Source organism: Lysinibacillus sp. FSL M8-0355, from assembly GCF_038008985.1.
Lineage (GTDB): Bacteria > Bacillota > Bacilli > Bacillales_A > Planococcaceae > Lysinibacillus > Lysinibacillus fusiformis_D.
In genome coordinates, this window is sequence record NZ_JBBPAI010000001.1 from 4,063,782 (window position 1) to 4,084,590 (window position 20,809).

Consider the following 20,809-nt stretch of genomic DNA (forward strand, 5'->3'; position numbering starts at 1 on the left):
AATAGATTACGTATAAAAAGTTAGGAGGCAATTCTATGAATCACGCAAAATCTGAAGCAATACATGCAGAGGCTATACAGCATATCGTGGGTGGTGTAAACAGCCCTTCTCGTTCATATAAAGCAGTAGGTGGCGGTTCTCCTGTGGCAATGGCTCGAGGAAAAGGCGCTTATTTTTGGGATGTAGATGGCAATCGTTATATCGACTATCTAGCAGCATATGGACCAATCGTTACTGGTCATGGCCATCCTCATATTGCAAAGGCCATTACACATGCAGCTGAAAATGGTACATTGTTTGGAACGCCAACTGAATATGAGGTTACTTTCGCAAAAATGCTAAAAGAAGCCATCCCATCTATGGACAAAGTGCGTTTTAACAACTCTGGTACTGAGGCTGTTATGACAACTATTCGTGTTGCACGCGCCTATACAGGCCGAACAAAAATCATGAAATTTGCTGGTTGCTACCACGGTCACTTCGATTTAGTATTAGTAGCTGCCGGTTCTGGCCCAGCAACATTAGGAACGCCTGATTCAGCAGGTGTAACAACTTCGACTGCTGAAGAAGTTATTACGGTACCTTTCAATAGCCCTGAAGCCTTTACAGAAGCTATGAATAAATGGGGCGAGGAAATTGCAGCGATCTTAATTGAACCAATCGTAGGGAACTTCGGTATTGTGGAACCAAACCCAGGTTTCCTTGAATTAGTACATGCGACAGCAAAAGAAAAAGGTGCTTTAACGATTTACGATGAAGTCATCACAGCCTTCCGCTTCCACTATGGTGGTGCTCAAAATTTACTCGGTCTAACACCTGATCTAACAGCACTGGGTAAAGTTATTGGCGGTGGCTTACCAATCGGAGCATACGGTGGTCGTAAAGAAATTATGGATACAGTTGCCCCCCTCGGCCCTGCATATCAAGCAGGTACGATGGCTGGAAACCCTGCCTCTATGCAAGCAGGGATTGCCTGCCTAGAAGTGCTACAAACACCAGGTATTTACGATGAAATGGATCGATTAGGTGGAATTCTAGAAGAGGGTATTTTAGCTGCTGCCAAGAAGCATGGCGTAACCATCACGTTAAATCGCCTCAAAGGGGCACTAACGATTTACTTTACAGATGTGAAAGTAGAAAACTACGACCAAGCTGAAAACTCTGACGGTGAAATCTTTGGTCGTTTCTTTAAATTGATGCTTGAGCAAGGTATCAATCTAGCTCCTTCTAAATATGAAGCGTGGTTCTTAACAACTGAGCATACGGAAGCAGATATTCTTGAAACTATTAAAGCCGTAGATACTGCGTTTTCTCAATTGTAAGCATGTGACAATACAAAGGCGACTTGTTAGTAAAAGTCGCCTTTTTCATATTCAAGCATACAAATCTATGTATTTTATGTGCACTTCCTTCTATAATGTAAAGAAACTAAAAAATATTAGACAGAAAGGACATCTTTATGAAATTAGGTGCCCGTGTATTTAAAACTGGTGTCGCTATTGTCTTAGCACTGTTTATCGCAGAGTTATTAAAGCTCCCTTCACCTGTTTTTGCTGGAATTGCAGCCATTTTTGCGATTCAGCCTTCTATTTATCGTTCATATCAAACTATTGTAGAGCAAGTGCAGGCAAATATTATAGGTGCGACTATCGCCGTTATGTTTGGCTTACTCTTTGGCCATCATGTTGTTGCCATTGGCATAGCCGTCATAATAGCTATTGGTTTAATGTTGAAGTTTAAACTTGAAAAATCGCTTTCGTTGGCGTTGGTGTCAGTCGTGGCTATTATGGAATTTCAAGGCGATGACTTCTTAACGTTTGGATTGATACGCTTTGTTACTATATTAGTTGGAGTGTTAGCAGCATTTGTTGTTAACCTTGTTTTCCTACCACCGAAATACGAGGTAAAACTATTCCGTAAAATCTATATTTTACAGGACGATATTATTCGTTGGACACGACTTGCTGTACGTCAGGCTTCTGAGCATACATCCACAAAGGGAGCATTAAGTAAATTTAAAAGCCGTATGTTGCGCGTGGATACGCTGTATGATTTATTCAAGGAAGAGCGTAATTACTTCAAAAATAAAAAGTATGTGAAAGCACGTAAACTTGTAGTCTATCGTCAAATGATTTTAACTTCCAAAAAAAGCTTAGAATTACTACAGCGTTTGCATAAGCATGAAAACGAATTGGCGCAGCTACCTACGCAATTTCACTTGATGATACAGGAGCGACTTGATTCCTTATTAACATACCATGAACAATTGCTCTTGAAATATACAGGGAAATTAAAGCCTGAGCATTCACAGTGGAGTAAAAGCATCGACTATGTCCAACGCAATGAACTGATGGAAATTTTCATCAAGCAAGTCAACTTTGCTCGTGAAGAAGGCGATATGGAATTTTCTAGCTATCACCTACTTTATATACTATCGCGTATTTTAGATTATGAGGAAAATCTAGAGCATCTAGATACACTCATCGTATCCTATCAAAGTCATCATGGACATGAAATCAATGTAGAATTTGAAGAAGAATTTATTTAACTAGCGTTTTAAGCGACAGATGATCTTAAATCAAGGGGAGTTTGAACATCCGCTAAATCAAGATTAATCTGTCGCTTTTACTATACAAAAAAATCCTCCAAGTAGTGACCTACTTTAGAGGAAGGGTGTTAGTTTCGCAATGTTAGCAGCTGTTGCTCTGCTTGCTGACGTTTTACCGTTTGCTCATCACGTAAATGCTGATAATTTTCAATACCTGAAACAATAATGTCCCACATTTCTTCGAGGCTCTGTGTTGGGCCTGATTGCTGACCCATAGCAGTGCTTAATTGCACCGCTTCATCGCTAGCTCCTCCGAATTGCTTCATACGATTTTCAAAGGCTGATGCAGATTGATTTTGTAATTGTTGTCGCCTATCATTCACCGCATTCATTAATCCCATTTTAAAAACAGGGATGGTCTTAACAAAAGCGCCATTAATTTGTTCCATCAGTTCACTATTGCCATGACGTAGCATTTCGATTTGCGGAGCTGTTAAAATGGCGACCATACGTGATTTTTCTAATTCATCTATTTTTTGTCGGAGCATTTCAGCAATTGCTTGCAAACTATTCAGCTCCATTTTCGCCACCTGATTACCAGCCTCGCTCTGCTTTTCATACATCGGAATCAATGTTGTTTGTACTTCATGTAATTTTATATCAGTAGCTACGATATATTTTTCTAGTTCAAGATAGTACATCAAGTCCTCGTTATATAATCGTGCAAGTATTCGATTATCCTTCGCTAATTCCTCTTCCATCAACACAAAATGATAATGAATTTTCTCAATATCTCTACCCAGTACATTGTATTTGGCAAATAAATCTTCATCATTTTTGGTTTTACGTGCAAATAGCTTTTTAAAAAAGCCCTTTTGCTCAGTAAAATCTTTTTTATCAAATGTCTGCATTAGAGCTTCAAGCTGCTTAAATAATTCATTTGATTCGAAGGATGTTGAGCGGGTGATAATAGCTAAAATCTGATCTGCAAATGTAGCTAATTTTGTCGCTGGCTCTTTTCCCAGCGCCAATAGTTCTAACTGATTTTTTATATTGATTCGATTAGCAATATGCTGAACCTCCGCATGGTCTCGCAACTGTTCTTTGACGGTGTTAGCGGTTTCTAAGGTCAGCTGCTCCAACGTCTTCGAGATATTTGACATTCGTGCCGCCTCCTTCCTGCCATTAGAAAAAACGATTAAAGAGTTTTTTAATGATTTTATCGGGTGCAGTTTTTTGCTGTTTTGGTTCTTCATAGGGCAAGTCAAATAGCATATGTTCTAAACGATGTACATCGAATGTATCCTCTTGCAAATGCTTTTCTAAGTCAAGTTGGCCTGTCGGATTATAAAATATAATATCCATACCAAAACGATTTAAAAATGCCAATAATGCCATGTCCTCACGTGATAAAGCTGGTTGCTGAGGTGCTTGATATAATACCAGTTTGGGTACATCTTGTGAATAATCAAAGCTTTGCATTAATCGCAGGATATCCTGAGGAATCATGGTCATTTGTTTGAATAAAAATAACTGTAAATCATATAAAGTCTCATTTGGCTGTTGTTTCAACATGGGCTGCTCACAGGAAGTTTTTATCGTGTGGGCGATTGCACGCTGTAGCTCCAATGTTAACTCACCATATTGCCACCAATCACTTTGCATAATACGCTCTACTGACAGTTCCCCATTCACTAAGCAATGCTTATAATGAAAATGAAAATTGGCTCTGCTTGTTGCTGCATAAGGAAATTCCTGTACAAAAACGGTTTGCGAACTTACCAGTAATTGATGCATTTGATGCCAGTATTCTTCTCTTTGGCTTGAAACACCACTAATTTTTGCAAATATAACTGGGATGACTACCTCATCTCCAATCACTTCAAACTGCGGTCGAACCAAAGCCTTCTCTTTTGCATAAATAAAAATATCATCATATGTCATCCGTAATGTTAATGAACGTGGCATAAAATCTTTAAACTGCCAAGGCTTATAGACACCTGATTGTTGATCATGCATTAATTGTTCGAAATGCTGACTAGAGCGATAACCTACCGTTGCCTGCCGATCACGAAGCTTATCAGGAAATGGCTGTAAAGTTGTTTGATTAGCATATGCGTACGTGATAGAGAATGTATCAGTAGGGTCAATCTCTGCCAATTCATCTATTTTAGCTGGATGGAAAATTAAGACGTCACAGCCAAGCTCCATTAATAGTAATAAGAAGTAACGCTGACTTATAGTGGTTTCCCCATACCAAACAACTTTAGGAAAATCATCCGTTGGTTTCATGGATTTTGTCCATATAATCCAGTGGTTTTTTAGCCACTTCACTATATCAATTAAAAATCGGCGAAAATCATTTGCTAGCAGACCTAACGATTGTTGTTGTTGAAATAGTTCTACTACTTTAATGGTCGCTAATTGTAAATGGCGATTCATCACACCATCATCATGCTTTGGTATTAAGTGATGACCATACATCATCGCCACTAGACGATTAATAGATAGCCCTTTTGGTGTTTGTTGATGCTGCGATAAAATTGTTTGTATGGCTTGAAAATCCTTTTGTTCAATATGCTTATTTAATTCTTCACTTAAAATATGGATATTAGCGTTTTGTGACAATGTAAATAACGAATTGAAATAATCATCTTCTTCGATTGGTACACCTAATACACGAACAGCAATCCTACTAAAACTAACTTGTTGTGCTGTTTCCTCATAAAATGCACGATCCTTTGGTGAATCTTGAAACGCCTGTAGCCAATCATCAGGATGACGCTCCAACACTGATTTAATTGTGATTGTTTGCATACAAACGCACCTCCTAAAATCATCCTCAGCATATGCTGAAGCATTCATTTGTCATAGGACGACTCTATCTTATGACAAAAATAATTGAAAGCTTATACTATTGTCTGTTGTGAAGTCATCTGTAAAACCGTATCTAGCAAATCTTTAGTAAATGCTTCACCATTATAAGCCGAGTAAGTTGTATTTTGTAAAACTTTTGGCTGTTTATCCTTTAAATCTCCATGATTCGGTGTAAAAGCTAAATCAGCCATCGCCAGCATTCCATAATCCATAATAGAATCCCCTGCCGCTATATGCACATCGTATGTACAGAACTCTTTCATATATTCGATAGCCGCTTCCTTCGTCAGTACCTTGGGCATAAAATACAATTTTTTACCTTGTAAAAGAACATACCAGCCATACGTATCAAACTCTTGAATCATAGCTTGTAATTCCACGTGTGGTAAAGTTTCAACATCCACATGGTGTACATAAAACAGATCATCTATATACAAAGAACGTTGTAGCCATGTATCGGATTTAATTGATTGAAAATGCTTTAACAGATCCTCTCGTGGGATTGAAGAATCTTCAATACGTCTACATAGTGTTTTCGTCCATTTTTCAGAGGGCTGGCCTTTTTCTAATATTGTACCCCCATTGCTTGTAATTGCAAAAGCAGGACACATATCACTAATAAAATGGATTCTTTTATATTGATGTAATGCCCTAGTCGTAACAGGTACAAATATTGTTTGTTGGTGTATCTGTTGCAATAGAGATGCTGTTGCCTGCGTCATCATGCTCATTGCTTTCTCCGCCTTGTGTTCAACGACCACTGTCTCTGTAATCGGCGGAAAACTCTCCATCATACGTTGAGAATAAATAAGCGTTCTATCTAAATCCGATGTAAATAGTATCATCATAATCTCCTCTATAATGCTTTGATTAAGCCACAACATGCATAGGACATATTCGAATATTCTTCTACCTGTACATTTTTTTCTTTGGCTAATAATAAAATATGTCCCAATTCATGCAAGTACTGTGGATTAATTAAAATTTTCCAAGGTAACCGTCGAAGCAACACTCTAGTCGTCTCACCTACACCTGGTTTGATAAAATGAATATTCTCAATGCCAAAATCGCGTTGAATCTTTTGCACAGACTTCATGCCCTCCCAAGTAATGGGAGCGATGACCTGCTCTTGAAATTGTTGCAATATCGTACTCTGTACATGTTCAAAACATGTGACGATACGTTCTATGTACAGGTTAGAGACATCCATATCTTCTAACTCTTTGTAGTATTTAGCACCATGAAAGTCATTTGCATCCATGAACTGTAAATTTAACACCGTTCTACTCACCAATCCAGATACAGTCGAATTTAAACAAGCAGACGGGATTAAAAAGTCTTGACGAGTTCCATAGATGGTAGCACAATGCCCAGGATCAGCCAATACAGCTAAATTGGCATTTAATTGTCCGGGCTGTTGCGCATTAAATTTTTGACAGGAATGGATTAATTCATTGGTAATTGCCCCTTTTCCTGTCCAGCCATCAATAAATTGAAGATTTCCTAGGGGATGCTCTGTCAAAATGTAACGGATCGCTACCTCATCAAACCCTCGACCACGTAGTATAGAAATAGAGTAATGTGGAATATTCACCCTATATCGCATGGCTATATACCGTTTGATTAAAATGCCAATGGGTGTACCTGCCCTTGCTAAACTAACAAGCACTAAGTTTTCTAGCCCTCTATTTTCAATGATTTGCTCTGCCACCACTCCAACAGCGATGGCTACTCTCTCTACATGCGCATCTAACGTTTTATAAAAAAGATTCATATAGGTGTTAGATGGTTGCCTTTCCATTGGTAGCATTTCAGAATAATGTGTGCCTGATTGAATAAGCTGTTCACGTTTTTCATTATCCAGTTCAAGATAAACATGCCCAATATCACGCAATAAAAATAGAACATCCTCTGGTGCATAGCTCCCCATTTTGTCTGGCTGCAAAGTTGAAATCATTGTTCTACCTCCCATTCATGCATACAAATCACGTAGACTTTGGCGTTACTTAGTATTTGTAACTCCTTTACCACACGAGCAACAACCTCTTTACTTGCTATACGTTCCACCATAAAGAAAAGTTCCGTGTAGGATTTGCTTTGTATATTATATAAATAATTATCAACGCCATTATTCTCTGGACTTTCAAAGGCTATTTTTTCAGTAATCGTGTATCCTAAATCGTCCGTACAATAGATCGGACTACGAGTAGTTGATTGAAAATAAACGTCGTTTCCTAAATAAGAGGCAATTTGCATAGGAACATACATAAACTCACCTGTTCCAATAACTAATGCCGGACCATCTGTACGAAGCTTTTGTAATTGCTTGGCGATGGTCTGTAACATTTTCTTTTGTTGAAAATGCTGTTTTGACGTGAGCATAAATCTCCCTGTTGCTACTAGATAGGGTTGACTATTTACGAATTTATTCTCAGCAATAGATCGATAAAACTTACGATCAATAGATTCTTGAATTGGCCATAGTGTCAGATTATTTGTAGGTTGTGTTAGTATATTAGGCTGTGTGCTCGTTAAGCTTGGTATACCAGAACAATTAAAGTGTCCACAGATGATTGAGGTGAACGTAATGGAAATACCCCATTGCTCTTCTAATTGCTGAAAAATCTTTTGTTGCTGTTCAGAACGCCAATCTAAAATAGAGAGCACAGCATACTGCTTAACTAACGGAAATTTCTGTCTTAATGTTTGAATGATATTAATAACCGTATTTCCAGTAGTAATCTCATCATCAATTAACACAATGCGTTTAGCTTGTAGTAACACTTCTGGCTCCTCAGTATAAATTCTATGGCTTGTCGCATGGGAGTGTTCTTCCTCAAATGTAACAAAGGGCTCAAAATCGGGAAGCACTTCACGTGTTGTGTGAATATACATTGCATTCGAATCGTATGCGTTAAATACCGCATGTCCTAGTGCAGTAGCTGTCTCGGCAAATCCAATGAACAATGTTTCTTGTGCTAACTCGAGGCTACCCTCTGTAGAATTTTGTACTTCTGACAAATCCGCACCCTCTTTTAAAGCTTTAACGACTGCTGATGAAGCTGCTACTTTTTGTCCAGTAAGATGCTGACGATACATCATGGCGAGCAGGGTCCCTGTCAGTAAGGGCACTTGCGGGCGCACAGCTAAATGTTTACCAAGTACAGTGCTCACAAACAAAAATTGTCTCTTCTTATTAATACGAGCAGCCATTTTAAACAAGTTGGTTAGCGCAAAATTATGCGGATTGTGGGTAATTTCTATATCGATTGAATAATCCGGTAAAATGCTTAATTTACTCATTTGTTGTTGCATAAACACTACCACCTATTTCTGAATTTAATAAGAGTGAGGCAAAATCGACAGATTCATGATAGACACCATAGACTTGTGCCTGTTTTAATATTCGCTGCGCCCATCTCATATGTGGTTTGATTTCATTCATCTTGTTCGCATAGTGACTTTTCATCACACCTTTGCGACCATCATTATTCTCTACAATACTTAGCGCATCTAAATATTCTTCATAGGAAATGGCATAGAGGGCATGAACAACACGGATATGACTAGGATGAATAATTGTTTTTCCCACAATACCATTTTGTTTATCCATTAACACTTCTTTCATTAATCCATCTAAACAATCGTCTAATAATGCTTTCCTCGTATCAAGAGCTCCCTTTTCACTAAATGGTGTTTCTCTTAATGCAGGCTTTAATACACGCTGATTACTAAAATACTCCCACACAGGCCCGGAGATAACAAACCCGTCTTCCTCACGACCAAGGACGTTGACAATATCTGCAATACAATCACGGATCACACTGATATCATAAATGGTCGAGTCCATACGACGACGAATTCCATAAATGCCACAGAAATCAGTGGCACCAATACGTACATTTAATACACGAGCTCTGTATTGATGTAGCACTGCCTTAATGTCTAATAATGCTTCCATGCGAGATTCCTTATAGAGCACCTCACGGCTCTCTAAAATCGGCATACCATATAGAATTAAGTCATTTTCTAAAATTGTTTGTTCAAGAAGCTCAAAATAACGGGCACCCTGTGCTGCTGTAAACTTTGGAAATACATAGCCCGTTAGTATTTCTTGCTTTTCCCCTAAAATAGTTGTTAACCTTTGAAATTGCTCAACATGACGTACACGAATAAAAAGTAATGGTAGATCCTGAAGTAATAATTTTTTTTGTTGATAGAGTGCATATAGCTCACTAATATCCTCCATCAACTTCGCTTCACAATCTTGTAATTCTATATCGCCTACTGCATCCTCCAGATCAATGACGAGTGATGTGAGTTCTTCATATTTTTGTGATTGAATCAAACTCACAATCGCAGGCATAGAAGCTGGCATATACAGAGTCGCACCTAGAGCATATGATAAAATATCTGGCGTTTCCCACTTAGTAAAAGGCTGTGGCTTCTTAAAAAAAATCGTCTCTGCTTCTGTTGCAAAGTGTTGCATCTAATCCTCTCCCCGATAACTATGCCTTTTGTGAAAAAAGCACTGTATCAGCCTGTTCTATACAGACCAATACAGTGCCTTGTTTACACTGCTGTTTTCTTATTCATCTTGTGAACAATAAACGTCAATAAGAATGCAGCAATTAAAATAATAAAGAATACTTCATGTGAAAGATGGAATCCAAAAATACTAGCAAACATTTTCAATGCAATAATGGCAATTAAAATATAGGCAGTCGTTTCAAGTTCTGGTACACGTTCAATCAATGAAAGAAATACACCAGCGATGGTACGCATCATAATAATGCCTAAAACTCCACCTAATAAAAGAACCCATACTTGATCGGATATGGCAAATGCCGCTAATATAGAGTCTACTGAAAAGGCGATATCCATTAATTCAACTGAAATAACAGTCGCCCAGAAAGTACCAAAGACTCGAACCATCCAACCTGTCTTCTTAAACTCGTGTGCGTCTCCTTCATCAGTGCTTTTATTTTTAAAATGTAATATGACTAACCACATTAAATAAGTTGCACCGATCACTTTAACAATAGAGAATTTTACGAGGTAAACGCCAATACCGATGAAGAGAAATCGGAAAAAATAAGCCCCAAACATCCCATACATTAGCGCTTTTTTCCGCTGATGCTGTGGAAGATGTTTAACAAGTACTGCTAAAACAAGCGCATTGTCTGCAGACAATAGCCCTTCCATAATAATCAATGAAAAAATAAGGCCCCATGATACTGGATCTGTTAAAACTTGTCCCCACATCTGCCAGTTAAAAAACTGTGCATATGTATTTAATATCTCGTTTATTACATCCACCGAAGATCCCCCGTCATGTACCTATACCCTACTCGTTACTGTAGGCCATATGCGTTGATTAATGCTGCTAGTCCACCCTGATAGCCTGAGCCTACTGCGGCAAATTTCCACTCGCCATTATGACGGTAGAGCTCACAAAATACAACGGCAGTTTCAATACTGAAATCTTCGCCTAAATCATAGCGTAATACCTCTGATCCCGAATCTTCATTTGTCAATCGAACATAAGCATTTAGTACTTGTCCGAAGTTTTGATGACGACCCTCAGCATCATAGATAGTAACCGTTACCACAATCTTTTCAATTTGAGGTGATACTTGCTTTAAGTTGACAAGAATCTTTTCATCATCCCCATCACCTTCACCTGTACGATTATCACCTGTATGAACAACAGATTGGTCTAGACTCGCTAAATTATTATAGAAGATAAAATCTTGTTCATTACGACATTTACCTGATGCATCTAGTAAAAATACAGATGCATCGAGGTCAAAGTCTTGCCCACCATCAAATTGCTTAACATCCCAGCCTAAGCCAATGCCAATGCTATTTAATCCTGGGTCTTGCTTGGTTAAATCAATACGTTGCCCTTTACTTAATTGAATAGCCATTCAAAATCTCCCTTTCTGTCCAAAGATGAAATTTTAGTTTACACTTAAGCCGTAATCATTACATAAAGCAGCTAAGCCACCTTGGTAGCCAGCACCAATTGCATTAAATTTCCATTCTCCATTATGGCGGTATAATTCCCCTACTACGATAGCTGTTTCAATACTGAAATCCTCGCCTAAATCATAACGGATAATTTCCTCGTTGGAAGCAGCATTAACAATACGAATATACGCATTAGACACCATTCCGAAATTTTGACTACGAGACTCTGCATCATGGATTGTTACAGTGAAGGCTAATCGTTGAACATGAGCAGGCACTTGCGTTAATGCAACTTTTACCACTTCATCGTCACCTTCACCAACACCCGTTAAATTATCGCCCGAATGTTCAACTGAACCGTTGCCACCTGTTGTATTGTTGTAAAAAATAAAGTCATTTTGATCAGCTACTTTGCCTGTATCAGCCAGTAAAAATACAGATGAATCTAAATCAAAATCATTACCACCGTCATATTTATTTGTATCCCAGCCTAAACCTACAACAACATTTGTTAATCCTGGATTTGTTTTTGTTAAATCTACCTTTTGACCTTTTTGTAGTGAAATTCCCATACTCTTTATTCCTCCTATATAGTCATTTATTTATTGATATCTTCGAACAACATCGCCAAGTTTTATATCATTCGTTCCCGTACCAACTGCAGCAAATTTCCAGTCACTATTATGACGGTAAATTTCTCCACAGACTAACGTCGTTAAATTCGAATAATTATCAGTTAAATTATAGCGAATTAGTTCGCTTCCTGTCCTGTCATCATACACACGAATATATGCATTTTGAATCATACCGAAATGTTGATTACGACCTGCTGCATCATAAATGTTTACAACAAACACAAGTTTGTTATATTGCGTTGGTACAGACGATAGCTCAATTGTAATTACTTCATCATCGCCATCGCCGTCTCCTGTTAAATTATCACCAGAATGTCGAACAGAGCCGCAATTACTTGTTAATTTTCCAAAGTAAACAACATCGTCTCCAGCTATCACCTTATCATCTTGCAGCATTAAGACTGAAGCATCACAGTCTATACTTCTGCCACTGCCACTATTTCTACTAGAAAATAAACCACCTAAAAAGCCGCCACTTTTCTCTTGCGCTACAGGGTCCCACCCTAAACCTACTTTAATTTTATTTAAACCTGCGTTACCTTTTGTTAAATCAACTCGTTGCCCTTTTTGTAAATTAATCCCCAATTTTAACACCCTCCTCAAATATGTATTTCAACTGAAAGATTATATGGTAAGTAATAATCTACTAAAATAAAATTTTTCTACTTTTTAAGTCTAAAATAACGTGACAAAAAATTCAATTAATGGCTCCTAAAAGATATTTTCGCTTATTTTTAGAAAATTCCTCCTGTTACCTACTACTCTTTAAAACGACTTTGCTGTAAAAGAGTTCCTTTTATTCCCTTTCGTATAGATGGGCAAAATAGCTAAAAAAACCTTCTAACTAGTAGAAGGCTATAGTATTTAACTAACTTTTCATCTTTGGATCGAGTGCATCTCTTAGGCCATCTCCCATCAGGTTAAAGCCAAGAACCGTTAGCATAATTGCTAATCCAGGGAAAATCATAGTCCAAGGAGCATTTAATAAAAACTTTCGAGCATCTGCTAACATTTTTCCCCACTCAGGTGCTGGTGCTTGAGCGCCCAGTCCGAGGAAGCCTAATGCTGCTGCTTCGATGATGGCAGTCGCAATTGCAAGCGTTCCTTGTACAATAATAGGCGTCATAGAATTCGGCAAAATATGTGAAAATAAAATTCGTGAATCACGCATGCCGATTGCTTTTGCTGAGACAATATACTCTTCTTCTTTGACGCTCAACACTTTGGAACGAATTAAACGTCCAAAATTCGGTATGTTAATAATGGCAATGGCAATTAATGCATTTTGTAAGGATGGTCCTAGTACCGACACAACAGCAATCGCTAATAGCATACTAGGGAAAGCGAGCATAATATCAAAAATACGTGAAATAATTGTATCAATCCATTTACCATAATAACCAGCGATAATACCAAGCAAACTACCAACAATTACCGATAAAACAACTGAAAAAAAGCCTACCCATAGCGAAATTCGTGCACCATGAATGATTCTAGAAAAAATATCTCGCCCAAAATCATCTGTTCCAAACCAATGATCACCTGATGGTGCTAGTAAACGCTTCGATAAATCTTGTTCATTTATCCCTTGTGGTGCAACGAGCGGTCCTACTACAGCAAGTAATATAAAAAATATAACAATCCCTGCACCTATTAAAGAGATTTTGCTCTTTTTAAAGCTTCGCCAGCCCTCTAACCATGGACCGACCGCTCGTTCTTGAACTGGTGCTGCTTCTTTTTTTATGTCAATTGCTCCAGTCATCATTGCAGCTCCCTTCTATTTGTATTTAATACGTGGATCAATCACTGTATACAGTAAGTCCACGATTAAGTTAATCATGATGAAAATAAATGCAACGATTAGAATACCTGATTGAATGACAGGATAATCCCTGAAGCCAATCGCATCATAAATATAACGACCAATTCCTGGCCAACTAAAAATCGTCTCTGTTAGAATGGCTCCCCCTAGTAGTAACCCCGTCTGTAACCCGATTACCGTTATTACAGGAATAATAGCGTTCTTTAAAGCATGCTTATACACAACAATAAACATTTTTTGGCCTTTTGCTCTTGCAGTACGTACATAATCTGAGCGCATAACTTCTAACATAGAAGATCTTGTGATTCTTGCAATAATAGCCATAGGAATGGTTGCCAGTGCAACTCCCGGTAATATTAACCTCTTTACAACTTCAATAAATTGATCGAAGCGCCCTTGAATGAGCGTATCCAATAAATAAAAATGGGTTATAGAGGTTATTGGATTTCGAACATCCTCTCGACCAGAAGTAGGTAACCAGCCAAGCTGACTACTAAATGTCCACTGTTCCATCAAGCCTAGCCAGAATACAGGTACAGATACACCAACTAATGCCACCACCATCGCTGTATAATCGAACCAAGAATTTTGGAACCATGCAGAAATAATACCCGCATTCACCCCAATAACAATGGCAATAATCATTGCGAAAAATGCAAGTTCAGCTGTTGCTGCTAAGTATGGAAAAATTTCTTCTGATACAGGTAATTTTGTACGTAAGGAAACACCTAAATCTCCCTGAAAAATGCCTGCTAAATAACTAAAATATTGTGTATACCAAGGCTTATCTAATCCTAAACTTGCGTTTAACGCCTCGACCGCCTCTTTTGTCGCCTGTTGTCCTAAAATAACTTGTGCTGGATTACCAGGTATTGCGCGTATCAACATAAAGACGATAAAAGTCATTCCAAGCAAAACTGGGATTAGCTGGAGTAAACGTCTCCCCATATAGTGAAGCATCTTCATCACCTCTCTATGATTTTCATAATCTACTTTGAAGTCTTTATATACTGTTGAAAGGTTGAACCTTCACCAAACGATTTTGAATGTTTAGATGAGTGATCTTTCACACAGGAGAAAATGATTGTCTATTACTAGAAAAGAATCTGCGAGATTTCCACGGCTTACCCGCAGAAAAGCAAGCAGATTCTTTTAAACTCCTCTATTCAATTAGAAAATGAAGTTTACTATTGAATATCTACTGCATCTAAACGGTCAGAACCTGTAGGATGCGCAATATAATTCGTCACTTTCGCATTAGCAGCTAAAATTGGAATAGAGTGAGCAAGTGGAACCCATGGAGCATCCTCAGAAATCATGACTTGAGCTTGCTTATAAAGTTCATTACGCTTGTCCTCATCAATTTCAGTTTGAGCAGCTGTCAATATTTTGTGTAATTCTGGATTGTCATAGAATGTATAGTTATTAGAACCGATATTATCGCCGTCTAATAACGTGTATAGGAAGTTATCCGCATCTCCATTATCACCTGTCCAGCCAAGTAAGAATGCATCCGCTTCACCATTTTGTGCTTTTTCTAAATAAGTAGCCCATTCAAATGATACAATTTTAGATTTAATGCCTACATCTTCTAAGTTCTTTTGAATCGCTTCTGCTACTTTTTGTCCGTCTGGCATGTATGGACGTGGTACTGGCATTGCCCATAGTTCAATTTCTTTACCATCATAGCCTGCTTCAGCAAGTAATGCCTTCGCCTTTTCAGGATCATACGTATAGCCTGTAACATCATCGTTATAACCTGAAATTACTGGTGGCATTGGGTTTTTCGCTGGCTCTGCTAGTCCTTCATAAAATGCATCCACCAATGCTTGCTTATCAATTGCATAGTTGACTGCTTGACGCACTTTGACATTATCGAATGGTGGTCGAGTCACTGTTAAACCTAGATAACCAACGTTCATAGATGGACGTTCGATTAATTGTAATTTAGCATCGCCTTCGATTGTTGCTTTATCAGATGGACTTAAACCATCAGCCACATCAATATTGCCTGCTAACAAATCATTTAAACGCGCAGAGTTATCTGGAATAGAACGATAAATAACTTTATCTAATTTTGGATAGCCATCAATATAGTAGTCTGGGTTTTTCTCGATCGTTACAGAATCATTACGTACCCAGCTAACAAATTTGAATGGGCCTGTTCCTACTGGATTTGCAGATAAGCCTTCTTCATCTGCCTCAAATGCTGTAGGCGAAGCAATCGCAAATGGGGACATGGCTAAATTCTTTAGGAATGGTGCTTGTGGTTGACTTAACTTAAATACAACCTTATAGTCACCTTCAGCAGTAACTGATTCGATTACTTGTTTGTCTCCAACGACAAATTGGGAGCTAAAATAAGGATATTTATCAGTACTTGACTTCCAACGTTCAATATTTTTCACAACTGCCTCGGCATTAAAATCTGTACCATCATGGAACTTCACACCTTCTTGTAGCTCAAAAGTATAAGTTAATCCATCTTCTGAAGCCTCCCATGATTTTGCTAACCCAGGTTGAATCGTTACATCTTGTTCGCCAAAGTTTACTAATGTTTCATAAATATTAGCTGTTACCGTAAAAGATTCACCATCTGTAACAACAGCAGGGTCTAGTGCTACTGAATCTCCACCACGACCATACACTAATATTTTTGGTTCACCACTGCCAGCTGTATCGCCACCAGTTGATGTATCTTTACTACCCGTATCCTTAGTATCTGAGCCGCCACAAGCTGCTAAGATTGTCGAGAGAATAAGGAGTAGCATTACACCTAAAGTCCAAAGCTTCTTTTTCTTCATTAAATTTCCCCCTATGAGTTTTTATATCATTGAATGTTGAAGCGCCTCATAAAGATGGCAAGCAACATAATGACCCGGTTTTACTTCTTGCATTTTAGGTACTACTTGTGAGCATTGCTCCTTTTTAAAAGGACATCTCGTATGGAAAGTACAACCGCTTGGCGGGTTTGATGCACTCGGAATATCTCCAGAAATAATGATCTGTTCCCGTTCAAACATCGGATCAGGAACAGGGACTGAAGATAAGAGTGCCTGTGTATATGGATGAAGCGGTTCAGCATATAAGTCCTCACTCGCTGTCAACTCTACTAATTTACCTAGGTACATTACGCCAACACGATTGCTGATGTGGCGCACTACCCCTAAATCATGGGAAATAAAAATATAAGTCAGCTTTAAATCCTTTTGCAGCTTTTGCAATAAATTTAATACTTGTGCCTGTATGGACACATCTAGCGCAGATACTGGCTCGTCCGCAATAATTAAGCGCGGGTTGGTCATCAAGGCTCTAGCAATTCCGATACGCTGCCTTTGCCCTCCGCTAAACTGGTGCGGATAACGCTTGATATGATATTCATTCAATCCAACAATCTCAAGTAGCTCCAACACCTTTTGTTTCCGCTCTTTGGCATTTCCTATGCCATGAACAATAAGGGGCTCCTCTAAAATTTTGCCGATGTTATGGCGCGGATTTAATGAGGCATAGGGATCCTGAAAAATCATTTGAATATCTCTACGTGCCTTCCTCATTTCATTATTGGATAATTCTGAAATTACTTTACCTGCGAATTCTATTTTACCTTCCGTTGGCTCCAATAAACGCATTAATAAGCGGCCTGTTGTGGATTTACCACAGCCTGACTCTCCTACAATGCCTAATGTTTCTCCCTCAAATACCTCAAATGAAACATCATCCACCGCCTTCACATCCCCAGCATGTGAATTCAGGACACCCTTTCGAATAGGAAAATATTTTTTTAAACCATCAACCTTTAATAACGCTTTCGACACGCTGTTCCACCCCCTGCTTCTCTAGTAAAAAACATCTCGATTTATGGTTCTCTGCTGCCTCAAATAAAGGTGGTGTTTCTTGTAAACAACGTTCCATCGCATGTTCACAGCGTGCCGCAAATCGACAGCCGACCTGGATGCTCCCAGGTTTTGGTACACTACCAGGAATAGAATATAGATTGTCTTTTTTGTAACGCATATCAGGTACTGATTGAATAAGTCCTTGTGTATAAGGATGTTTCGGATTAGTAAAAACTTCTTGAATCGGTGCCTCTTCCACGATTTGTCCAGCATACATTACAATCACTCGCTCACAAGTCTCCGCTACAACGCCCAAATCATGTGTAATTAACAACACAGCTGTATTCAACCGTTTATTTAAGTCTTTCATGAGCTGTAATATTTGAGCCTGAATCGTCACATCTAATGCGGTTGTAGGCTCGTCTGCAATTAATACTTGAGGATCACAAACAAGTGCCATGGCAATCATAACCCTTTGACGCATTCCACCAGATAGCTGGTGGGGGTAATCCTTTAACAATTCCTCAGCCCGTGGTAAACCGACAAGTTTCATAATTTCAACCGCTCTTGCAAACGCTTCCTTTTTCGACCATTTAGGATTATGAATTTGAATCGCTTCTTTAAGCTGGTCACCAATCGTAAACAAGGGGTTGAGAGAAGTCATTGGTTCCTGGAATATCATCGCAATGTCTTTTCCACGAATTTTTTGCATTTGTTTATCCGTACATTTTGCGAGATTTTTGCCATCTAGCAAAATTTCGCCACCTGTTATTTTCCCTGGTGGTGATGGGATCAATCCCATGATGGACAACGACGTAACGCTTTTTCCGCTTCCCGATTCTCCTACAATTCCTAAAATTTCTCCTTCATGGACAGAAAAATCGATATCATCTACAGCAGGAATTTGTCCATTATCTGTGAAAAAGGTTGTTTTTAAACCTTTTATTTCTAGTAGCTTCTTCCTCATGCGCAACGTCCCACCCTACCTATATTTTACTTAGTTGTATAATGTTATTAATAGCATACTATAACTTTCGTTAAATTCCCTATTTTCAGATAATTCTACCTAAAAATCTTTGCTCTTTCAATCACTAATATTCTCCAAATTACATAGTATTTCTACATTAATCTCATTTCATAATAACTAAATCTTATAAAGAGATAGTTTTTTAGCCTTTATAACAAAAAAATAGCCTTCATTAAATGAAAGGCTATTTTGAAAAAATTCCATATATCATATAATTTTTAATCTAAATGCTGTACTTGGAATAAATTATAATACGTTCCTTGTCTGTCCATTAATTGTTCATGTGTACCATTTTCTATTAATTGCCCATGATCTATGACGAAAATCTTATCCGCATGGGTAATAGTAGACAGACGATGTGCGATGATAATGGTCGTCCGTTCATGAGCAAGTTTATCGAGTGATTCTTGAATCAATGCTTCACTTTCTAAATCTAACGCAGAAGTAGCTTCATCAAGGATTAAAATCGGTGGATTTTTTAAAAATACTCGCGCAATAGCAACCCGTTGTTTTTGCCCGCCAGATAGCTTTACGCCTCGTTCTCCAACCTTTGTATCATAGCCATTAGGCAAACCCATAATAAAGTCATGTGCATTTGCAGCTTTAGCTGCCTCAATGACTTGTTCATCTGTTGCACCTGGTCGTCCCATTAAAATATTTTCTTTAACAGAATCACTAAAAAGTATATTATCTTGCAGAACAATACCAATCTGTGAGCGTAACGAATGTATAGTGACATCTCGTACATCGTGTCCATCAATCGTCACCTTACCACTTGTTGTATCGTAAAAACGAGGAATCAAACTGATAATCGTGGATTTACCACCACCACTCATCCCAACAAATGCAACAGTTTCTCCAGGATTAATCGTAAAATCGATAGCATTTAAAATAGATGCGCCAACTTTTTCATATTGGAAGGACACGTTGTGAAAGCAAACTTCCCCATTTGCACGTAGTAGTTCACGAGCATTGTCCTTGTTTTTCACTTCATAAGGCTCATCTATTAATTCAAACATCCGATCCATTGAGGCGATCGACTGCGTCAAAGTAGTCGAGGCACTTACAAGGCGGCGAAGTGGACCATACAATCGTTCAATATAAGCAATAAAAGCAACCATTGTTCCAACTGAAAGTGATCCATTTATGACTTGGTAGCCCGCATAGGCTATGACCAACAATGGCGCTACATCCGTGATTGTATTAACTACTGCAAATGACTTAGCATTCCACTTTGTTTGGTCGAGTGCCTTTTCTAAAAATTCCCCATTTGCTGTATCAAATAATTTTTGTTCATGCTTTTCTAGTGTGAAACTCTTAATAATGCTCATACCAGCTACACGTTCATGTAAATAACTTTGTACACCCGCAAGTGCTTGAGAACGTTTACGTGTTAAAGCTCGCAGTTTGCCAAAAAAGTATTTCACACTTAATGCATAAAATGGGAAAGCGACTAATGCGACTAATGTCAGCTTTACATCCATTGTTAGCATAATGACAATCGCAATAATAATCGTCGCTAGGTCCAGCCAAACATTCATTAACCCCGTCATAACAAAGTTCTTCGTTTGCTCAACATCATTAATGACCCTTGATATAACATCTCCAGCACGTGTATTGGCATAATATTTTAAACTTAATCGCTGTAAATGTGCGTAGATTTCCTTACGAATATCAAACAACACCTTATTACTAACGTGTTGTGCAAAATATTGACGATAATACTCGATTGGTGGACGGATAATAAAGAACACAATAATGGTTCCGCCTAACCAATATAACAGCTCTTTTGTTTTATCTACATCTGTTAGGTCTTCTGCTGCAATAATATCATCTAACACAATTTTAATGAGTAGTGGAATAAACAGGGGAATAGCAAATTTCACTATACCAATGATAATCGTTAAAATAATTTCCCATGTATATGGTTTTACAAAGCGCATATACCGCTTTATGCTTCCCAACTTTTCATCACATCCTTACAAAAAGAAACAGACATTCGATTATGAATGCCCTACGTATTATAGCAATATTTTGATTAAAATACAGTTATATTGACTTTACAGCGAACTATTTTACTTCTCTCTTTAC

At 38.2% G+C, this 20,809-nt stretch carries 18 protein-coding genes; 2 read left to right on the top strand and 16 right to left on the bottom strand.

The genetic code is table 11. The features are described 5' to 3' along the window. The first annotated feature begins 35 nt into the window (after positions 1-35). Positions 36-1,322: a glutamate-1-semialdehyde 2,1-aminomutase gene (locus MKY46_RS19900; RefSeq protein WP_036122177.1), complete on the top strand. Its 1,287-nt coding sequence runs from the start codon at positions 36-38 to the stop codon at positions 1,320-1,322. 137 nt (positions 1,323-1,459) lie between these two features. Then, positions 1,460-2,548: an FUSC family protein gene (locus MKY46_RS19905; protein WP_036122179.1), complete on the top strand. Its 1,089-nt coding sequence runs from the start codon at positions 1,460-1,462 to the stop codon at positions 2,546-2,548. Positions 2,549-2,676: 128 nt separating this feature from the next. Here the strand turns inward: MKY46_RS19905 and MKY46_RS19910 are convergent, their stop codons facing one another. The 16 genes from MKY46_RS19910 to MKY46_RS19985 all read right to left on the bottom strand — a co-directional run bounded on the left by MKY46_RS19910 (position 2,677) and on the right by MKY46_RS19985 (position 20,661). After that, a complete protein-coding gene (locus tag MKY46_RS19910) occupies positions 2,677-3,711 on the bottom strand; it encodes a toxic anion resistance protein (RefSeq protein ID WP_340835199.1) in 1,035 nt (344 codons plus the stop codon). A gap of 22 nt (positions 3,712-3,733) precedes the next feature. Beyond that, positions 3,734-5,365 carry a YceG family protein gene (locus tag MKY46_RS19915; RefSeq protein WP_340835201.1) on the bottom strand — a complete coding sequence of 544 codons (1,632 nt, stop codon included), beginning with the start codon at positions 5,363-5,365 and terminating at the stop codon, positions 3,734-3,736. 92 nt (positions 5,366-5,457) lie between these two features. After that, on the bottom strand, positions 5,458-6,270 hold the full coding sequence (locus MKY46_RS19920) for a hypothetical protein (RefSeq protein WP_340835203.1): 813 nt from the start codon (positions 6,268-6,270) through the stop codon (positions 5,458-5,460). A gap of 11 nt (positions 6,271-6,281) precedes the next feature. Beyond that, positions 6,282-7,382, bottom strand: coding sequence for a cysteine protease StiP family protein (locus MKY46_RS19925; RefSeq protein WP_340835205.1), 1,101 nt, complete (start codon positions 7,380-7,382; stop codon positions 6,282-6,284). Then, on the bottom strand, positions 7,379-8,740 hold the full coding sequence (locus tag MKY46_RS19930; protein ID WP_340835206.1) for a phosphoribosyltransferase family protein: 1,362 nt from the start codon (positions 8,738-8,740) through the stop codon (positions 7,379-7,381). The genes MKY46_RS19925 and MKY46_RS19930 overlap by 4 nt, the downstream gene beginning before the upstream one ends. Continuing rightward, positions 8,721-9,914 (bottom strand): HpcH/HpaI aldolase/citrate lyase family protein, encoded by a 1,194-nt coding sequence (locus MKY46_RS19935; protein ID WP_340835208.1) that lies wholly within the window; start codon positions 9,912-9,914, stop codon positions 8,721-8,723. Before MKY46_RS19935 ends, MKY46_RS19930 begins: the two co-directional genes overlap by 20 nt. A gap of 83 nt (positions 9,915-9,997) precedes the next feature. Beyond that, entirely contained in the window at positions 9,998-10,744 is a 747-nt protein-coding gene (locus MKY46_RS19940; RefSeq protein WP_058844622.1) for a TerC family protein, read from the bottom strand. A gap of 35 nt (positions 10,745-10,779) precedes the next feature. Beyond that, positions 10,780-11,355, bottom strand: coding sequence for a TerD family protein (locus MKY46_RS19945; RefSeq protein WP_036122208.1), 576 nt, complete (start codon positions 11,353-11,355; stop codon positions 10,780-10,782). Positions 11,356-11,388: 33 nt separating this feature from the next. After that, entirely contained in the window at positions 11,389-11,970 is a 582-nt protein-coding gene (locus MKY46_RS19950) for a TerD family protein (protein WP_036122212.1), read from the bottom strand. 30 nt (positions 11,971-12,000) lie between these two features. After that, on the bottom strand, positions 12,001-12,618 hold the full coding sequence (locus MKY46_RS19955) for a TerD family protein (RefSeq protein WP_036122214.1): 618 nt from the start codon (positions 12,616-12,618) through the stop codon (positions 12,001-12,003). A gap of 283 nt (positions 12,619-12,901) precedes the next feature. After that, a complete protein-coding gene (gene nikC, locus MKY46_RS19960; protein WP_036122217.1) occupies positions 12,902-13,798 on the bottom strand; it encodes a nickel transporter permease in 897 nt (298 codons plus the stop codon). Between the two features lie 12 nt (positions 13,799-13,810). Then, the gene (locus MKY46_RS19965; RefSeq protein ID WP_036122220.1) at positions 13,811-14,815 is read right to left on the bottom strand and encodes an ABC transporter permease; all 1,005 of its coding nucleotides are present in this window, start codon (positions 14,813-14,815) and stop codon (positions 13,811-13,813) included. 227 nt (positions 14,816-15,042) lie between these two features. Continuing rightward, positions 15,043-16,659: an ABC transporter substrate-binding protein gene (locus MKY46_RS19970; protein WP_036122223.1), complete on the bottom strand. Its 1,617-nt coding sequence runs from the start codon at positions 16,657-16,659 to the stop codon at positions 15,043-15,045. A gap of 21 nt (positions 16,660-16,680) precedes the next feature. Next, a complete protein-coding gene (locus MKY46_RS19975; RefSeq protein WP_036122226.1) occupies positions 16,681-17,670 on the bottom strand; it encodes an ABC transporter ATP-binding protein in 990 nt (329 codons plus the stop codon). Then, a complete protein-coding gene (locus tag MKY46_RS19980) occupies positions 17,645-18,658 on the bottom strand; it encodes an ABC transporter ATP-binding protein (RefSeq protein WP_036122228.1) in 1,014 nt (337 codons plus the stop codon). The genes MKY46_RS19975 and MKY46_RS19980 overlap by 26 nt, the downstream gene beginning before the upstream one ends. A 278-nt stretch (positions 18,659-18,936) precedes the next feature. Further along, positions 18,937-20,661: an ABC transporter ATP-binding protein gene (locus tag MKY46_RS19985; RefSeq protein WP_196243740.1), complete on the bottom strand. Its 1,725-nt coding sequence runs from the start codon at positions 20,659-20,661 to the stop codon at positions 18,937-18,939. Positions 20,662-20,809 lie beyond the last annotated feature (148 nt).

Excerpts from the sequence above, each read along its gene's own strand:
- MKY46_RS19945 (WP_036122208.1), bottom strand. The coding sequence starts at position 11,355 with ATGGCTATTCAATTAAGTAAAGGGCAACGTATTGATTTAACCAAGCAA.
- MKY46_RS19900 (WP_036122177.1), top strand. The coding sequence starts at position 36 with ATGAATCACGCAAAATCTGAAGCAATACATGCAGAGGCTATACAGCAT.
- MKY46_RS19965 (WP_036122220.1), bottom strand. The coding sequence starts at position 14,815 with ATGCTTCACTATATGGGGAGACGTTTACTCCAGCTAATCCCAGTTTTG.
- MKY46_RS19905 (WP_036122179.1), top strand. The coding sequence starts at position 1,460 with ATGAAATTAGGTGCCCGTGTATTTAAAACTGGTGTCGCTATTGTCTTA.
- MKY46_RS19970 (WP_036122223.1), bottom strand. The coding sequence starts at position 16,659 with ATGAAGAAAAAGAAGCTTTGGACTTTAGGTGTAATGCTACTCCTTATT.
- MKY46_RS19985 (WP_196243740.1), bottom strand. The coding sequence starts at position 20,661 with ATGCGCTTTGTAAAACCATATACATGGGAAATTATTTTAACGATTATC.
- MKY46_RS19915 (WP_340835201.1), bottom strand. The coding sequence starts at position 5,365 with ATGCAAACAATCACAATTAAATCAGTGTTGGAGCGTCATCCTGATGAT.
- nikC (WP_036122217.1), bottom strand. The coding sequence starts at position 13,798 with ATGATGACTGGAGCAATTGACATAAAAAAAGAAGCAGCACCAGTTCAA.
- MKY46_RS19980 (WP_036122228.1), bottom strand. The coding sequence starts at position 18,658 with ATGAGGAAGAAGCTACTAGAAATAAAAGGTTTAAAAACAACCTTTTTC.
- MKY46_RS19930 (WP_340835206.1), bottom strand. The coding sequence starts at position 8,740 with ATGCAACAACAAATGAGTAAATTAAGCATTTTACCGGATTATTCAATC.
- MKY46_RS19950 (WP_036122212.1), bottom strand. The coding sequence starts at position 11,970 with ATGGGAATTTCACTACAAAAAGGTCAAAAGGTAGATTTAACAAAAACA.
- MKY46_RS19920 (WP_340835203.1), bottom strand. The coding sequence starts at position 6,270 with ATGATACTATTTACATCGGATTTAGATAGAACGCTTATTTATTCTCAA.
- MKY46_RS19925 (WP_340835205.1), bottom strand. The coding sequence starts at position 7,382 with ATGATTTCAACTTTGCAGCCAGACAAAATGGGGAGCTATGCACCAGAG.
- MKY46_RS19935 (WP_340835208.1), bottom strand. The coding sequence starts at position 9,914 with ATGCAACACTTTGCAACAGAAGCAGAGACGATTTTTTTTAAGAAGCCA.
- MKY46_RS19910 (WP_340835199.1), bottom strand. The coding sequence starts at position 3,711 with ATGTCAAATATCTCGAAGACGTTGGAGCAGCTGACCTTAGAAACCGCT.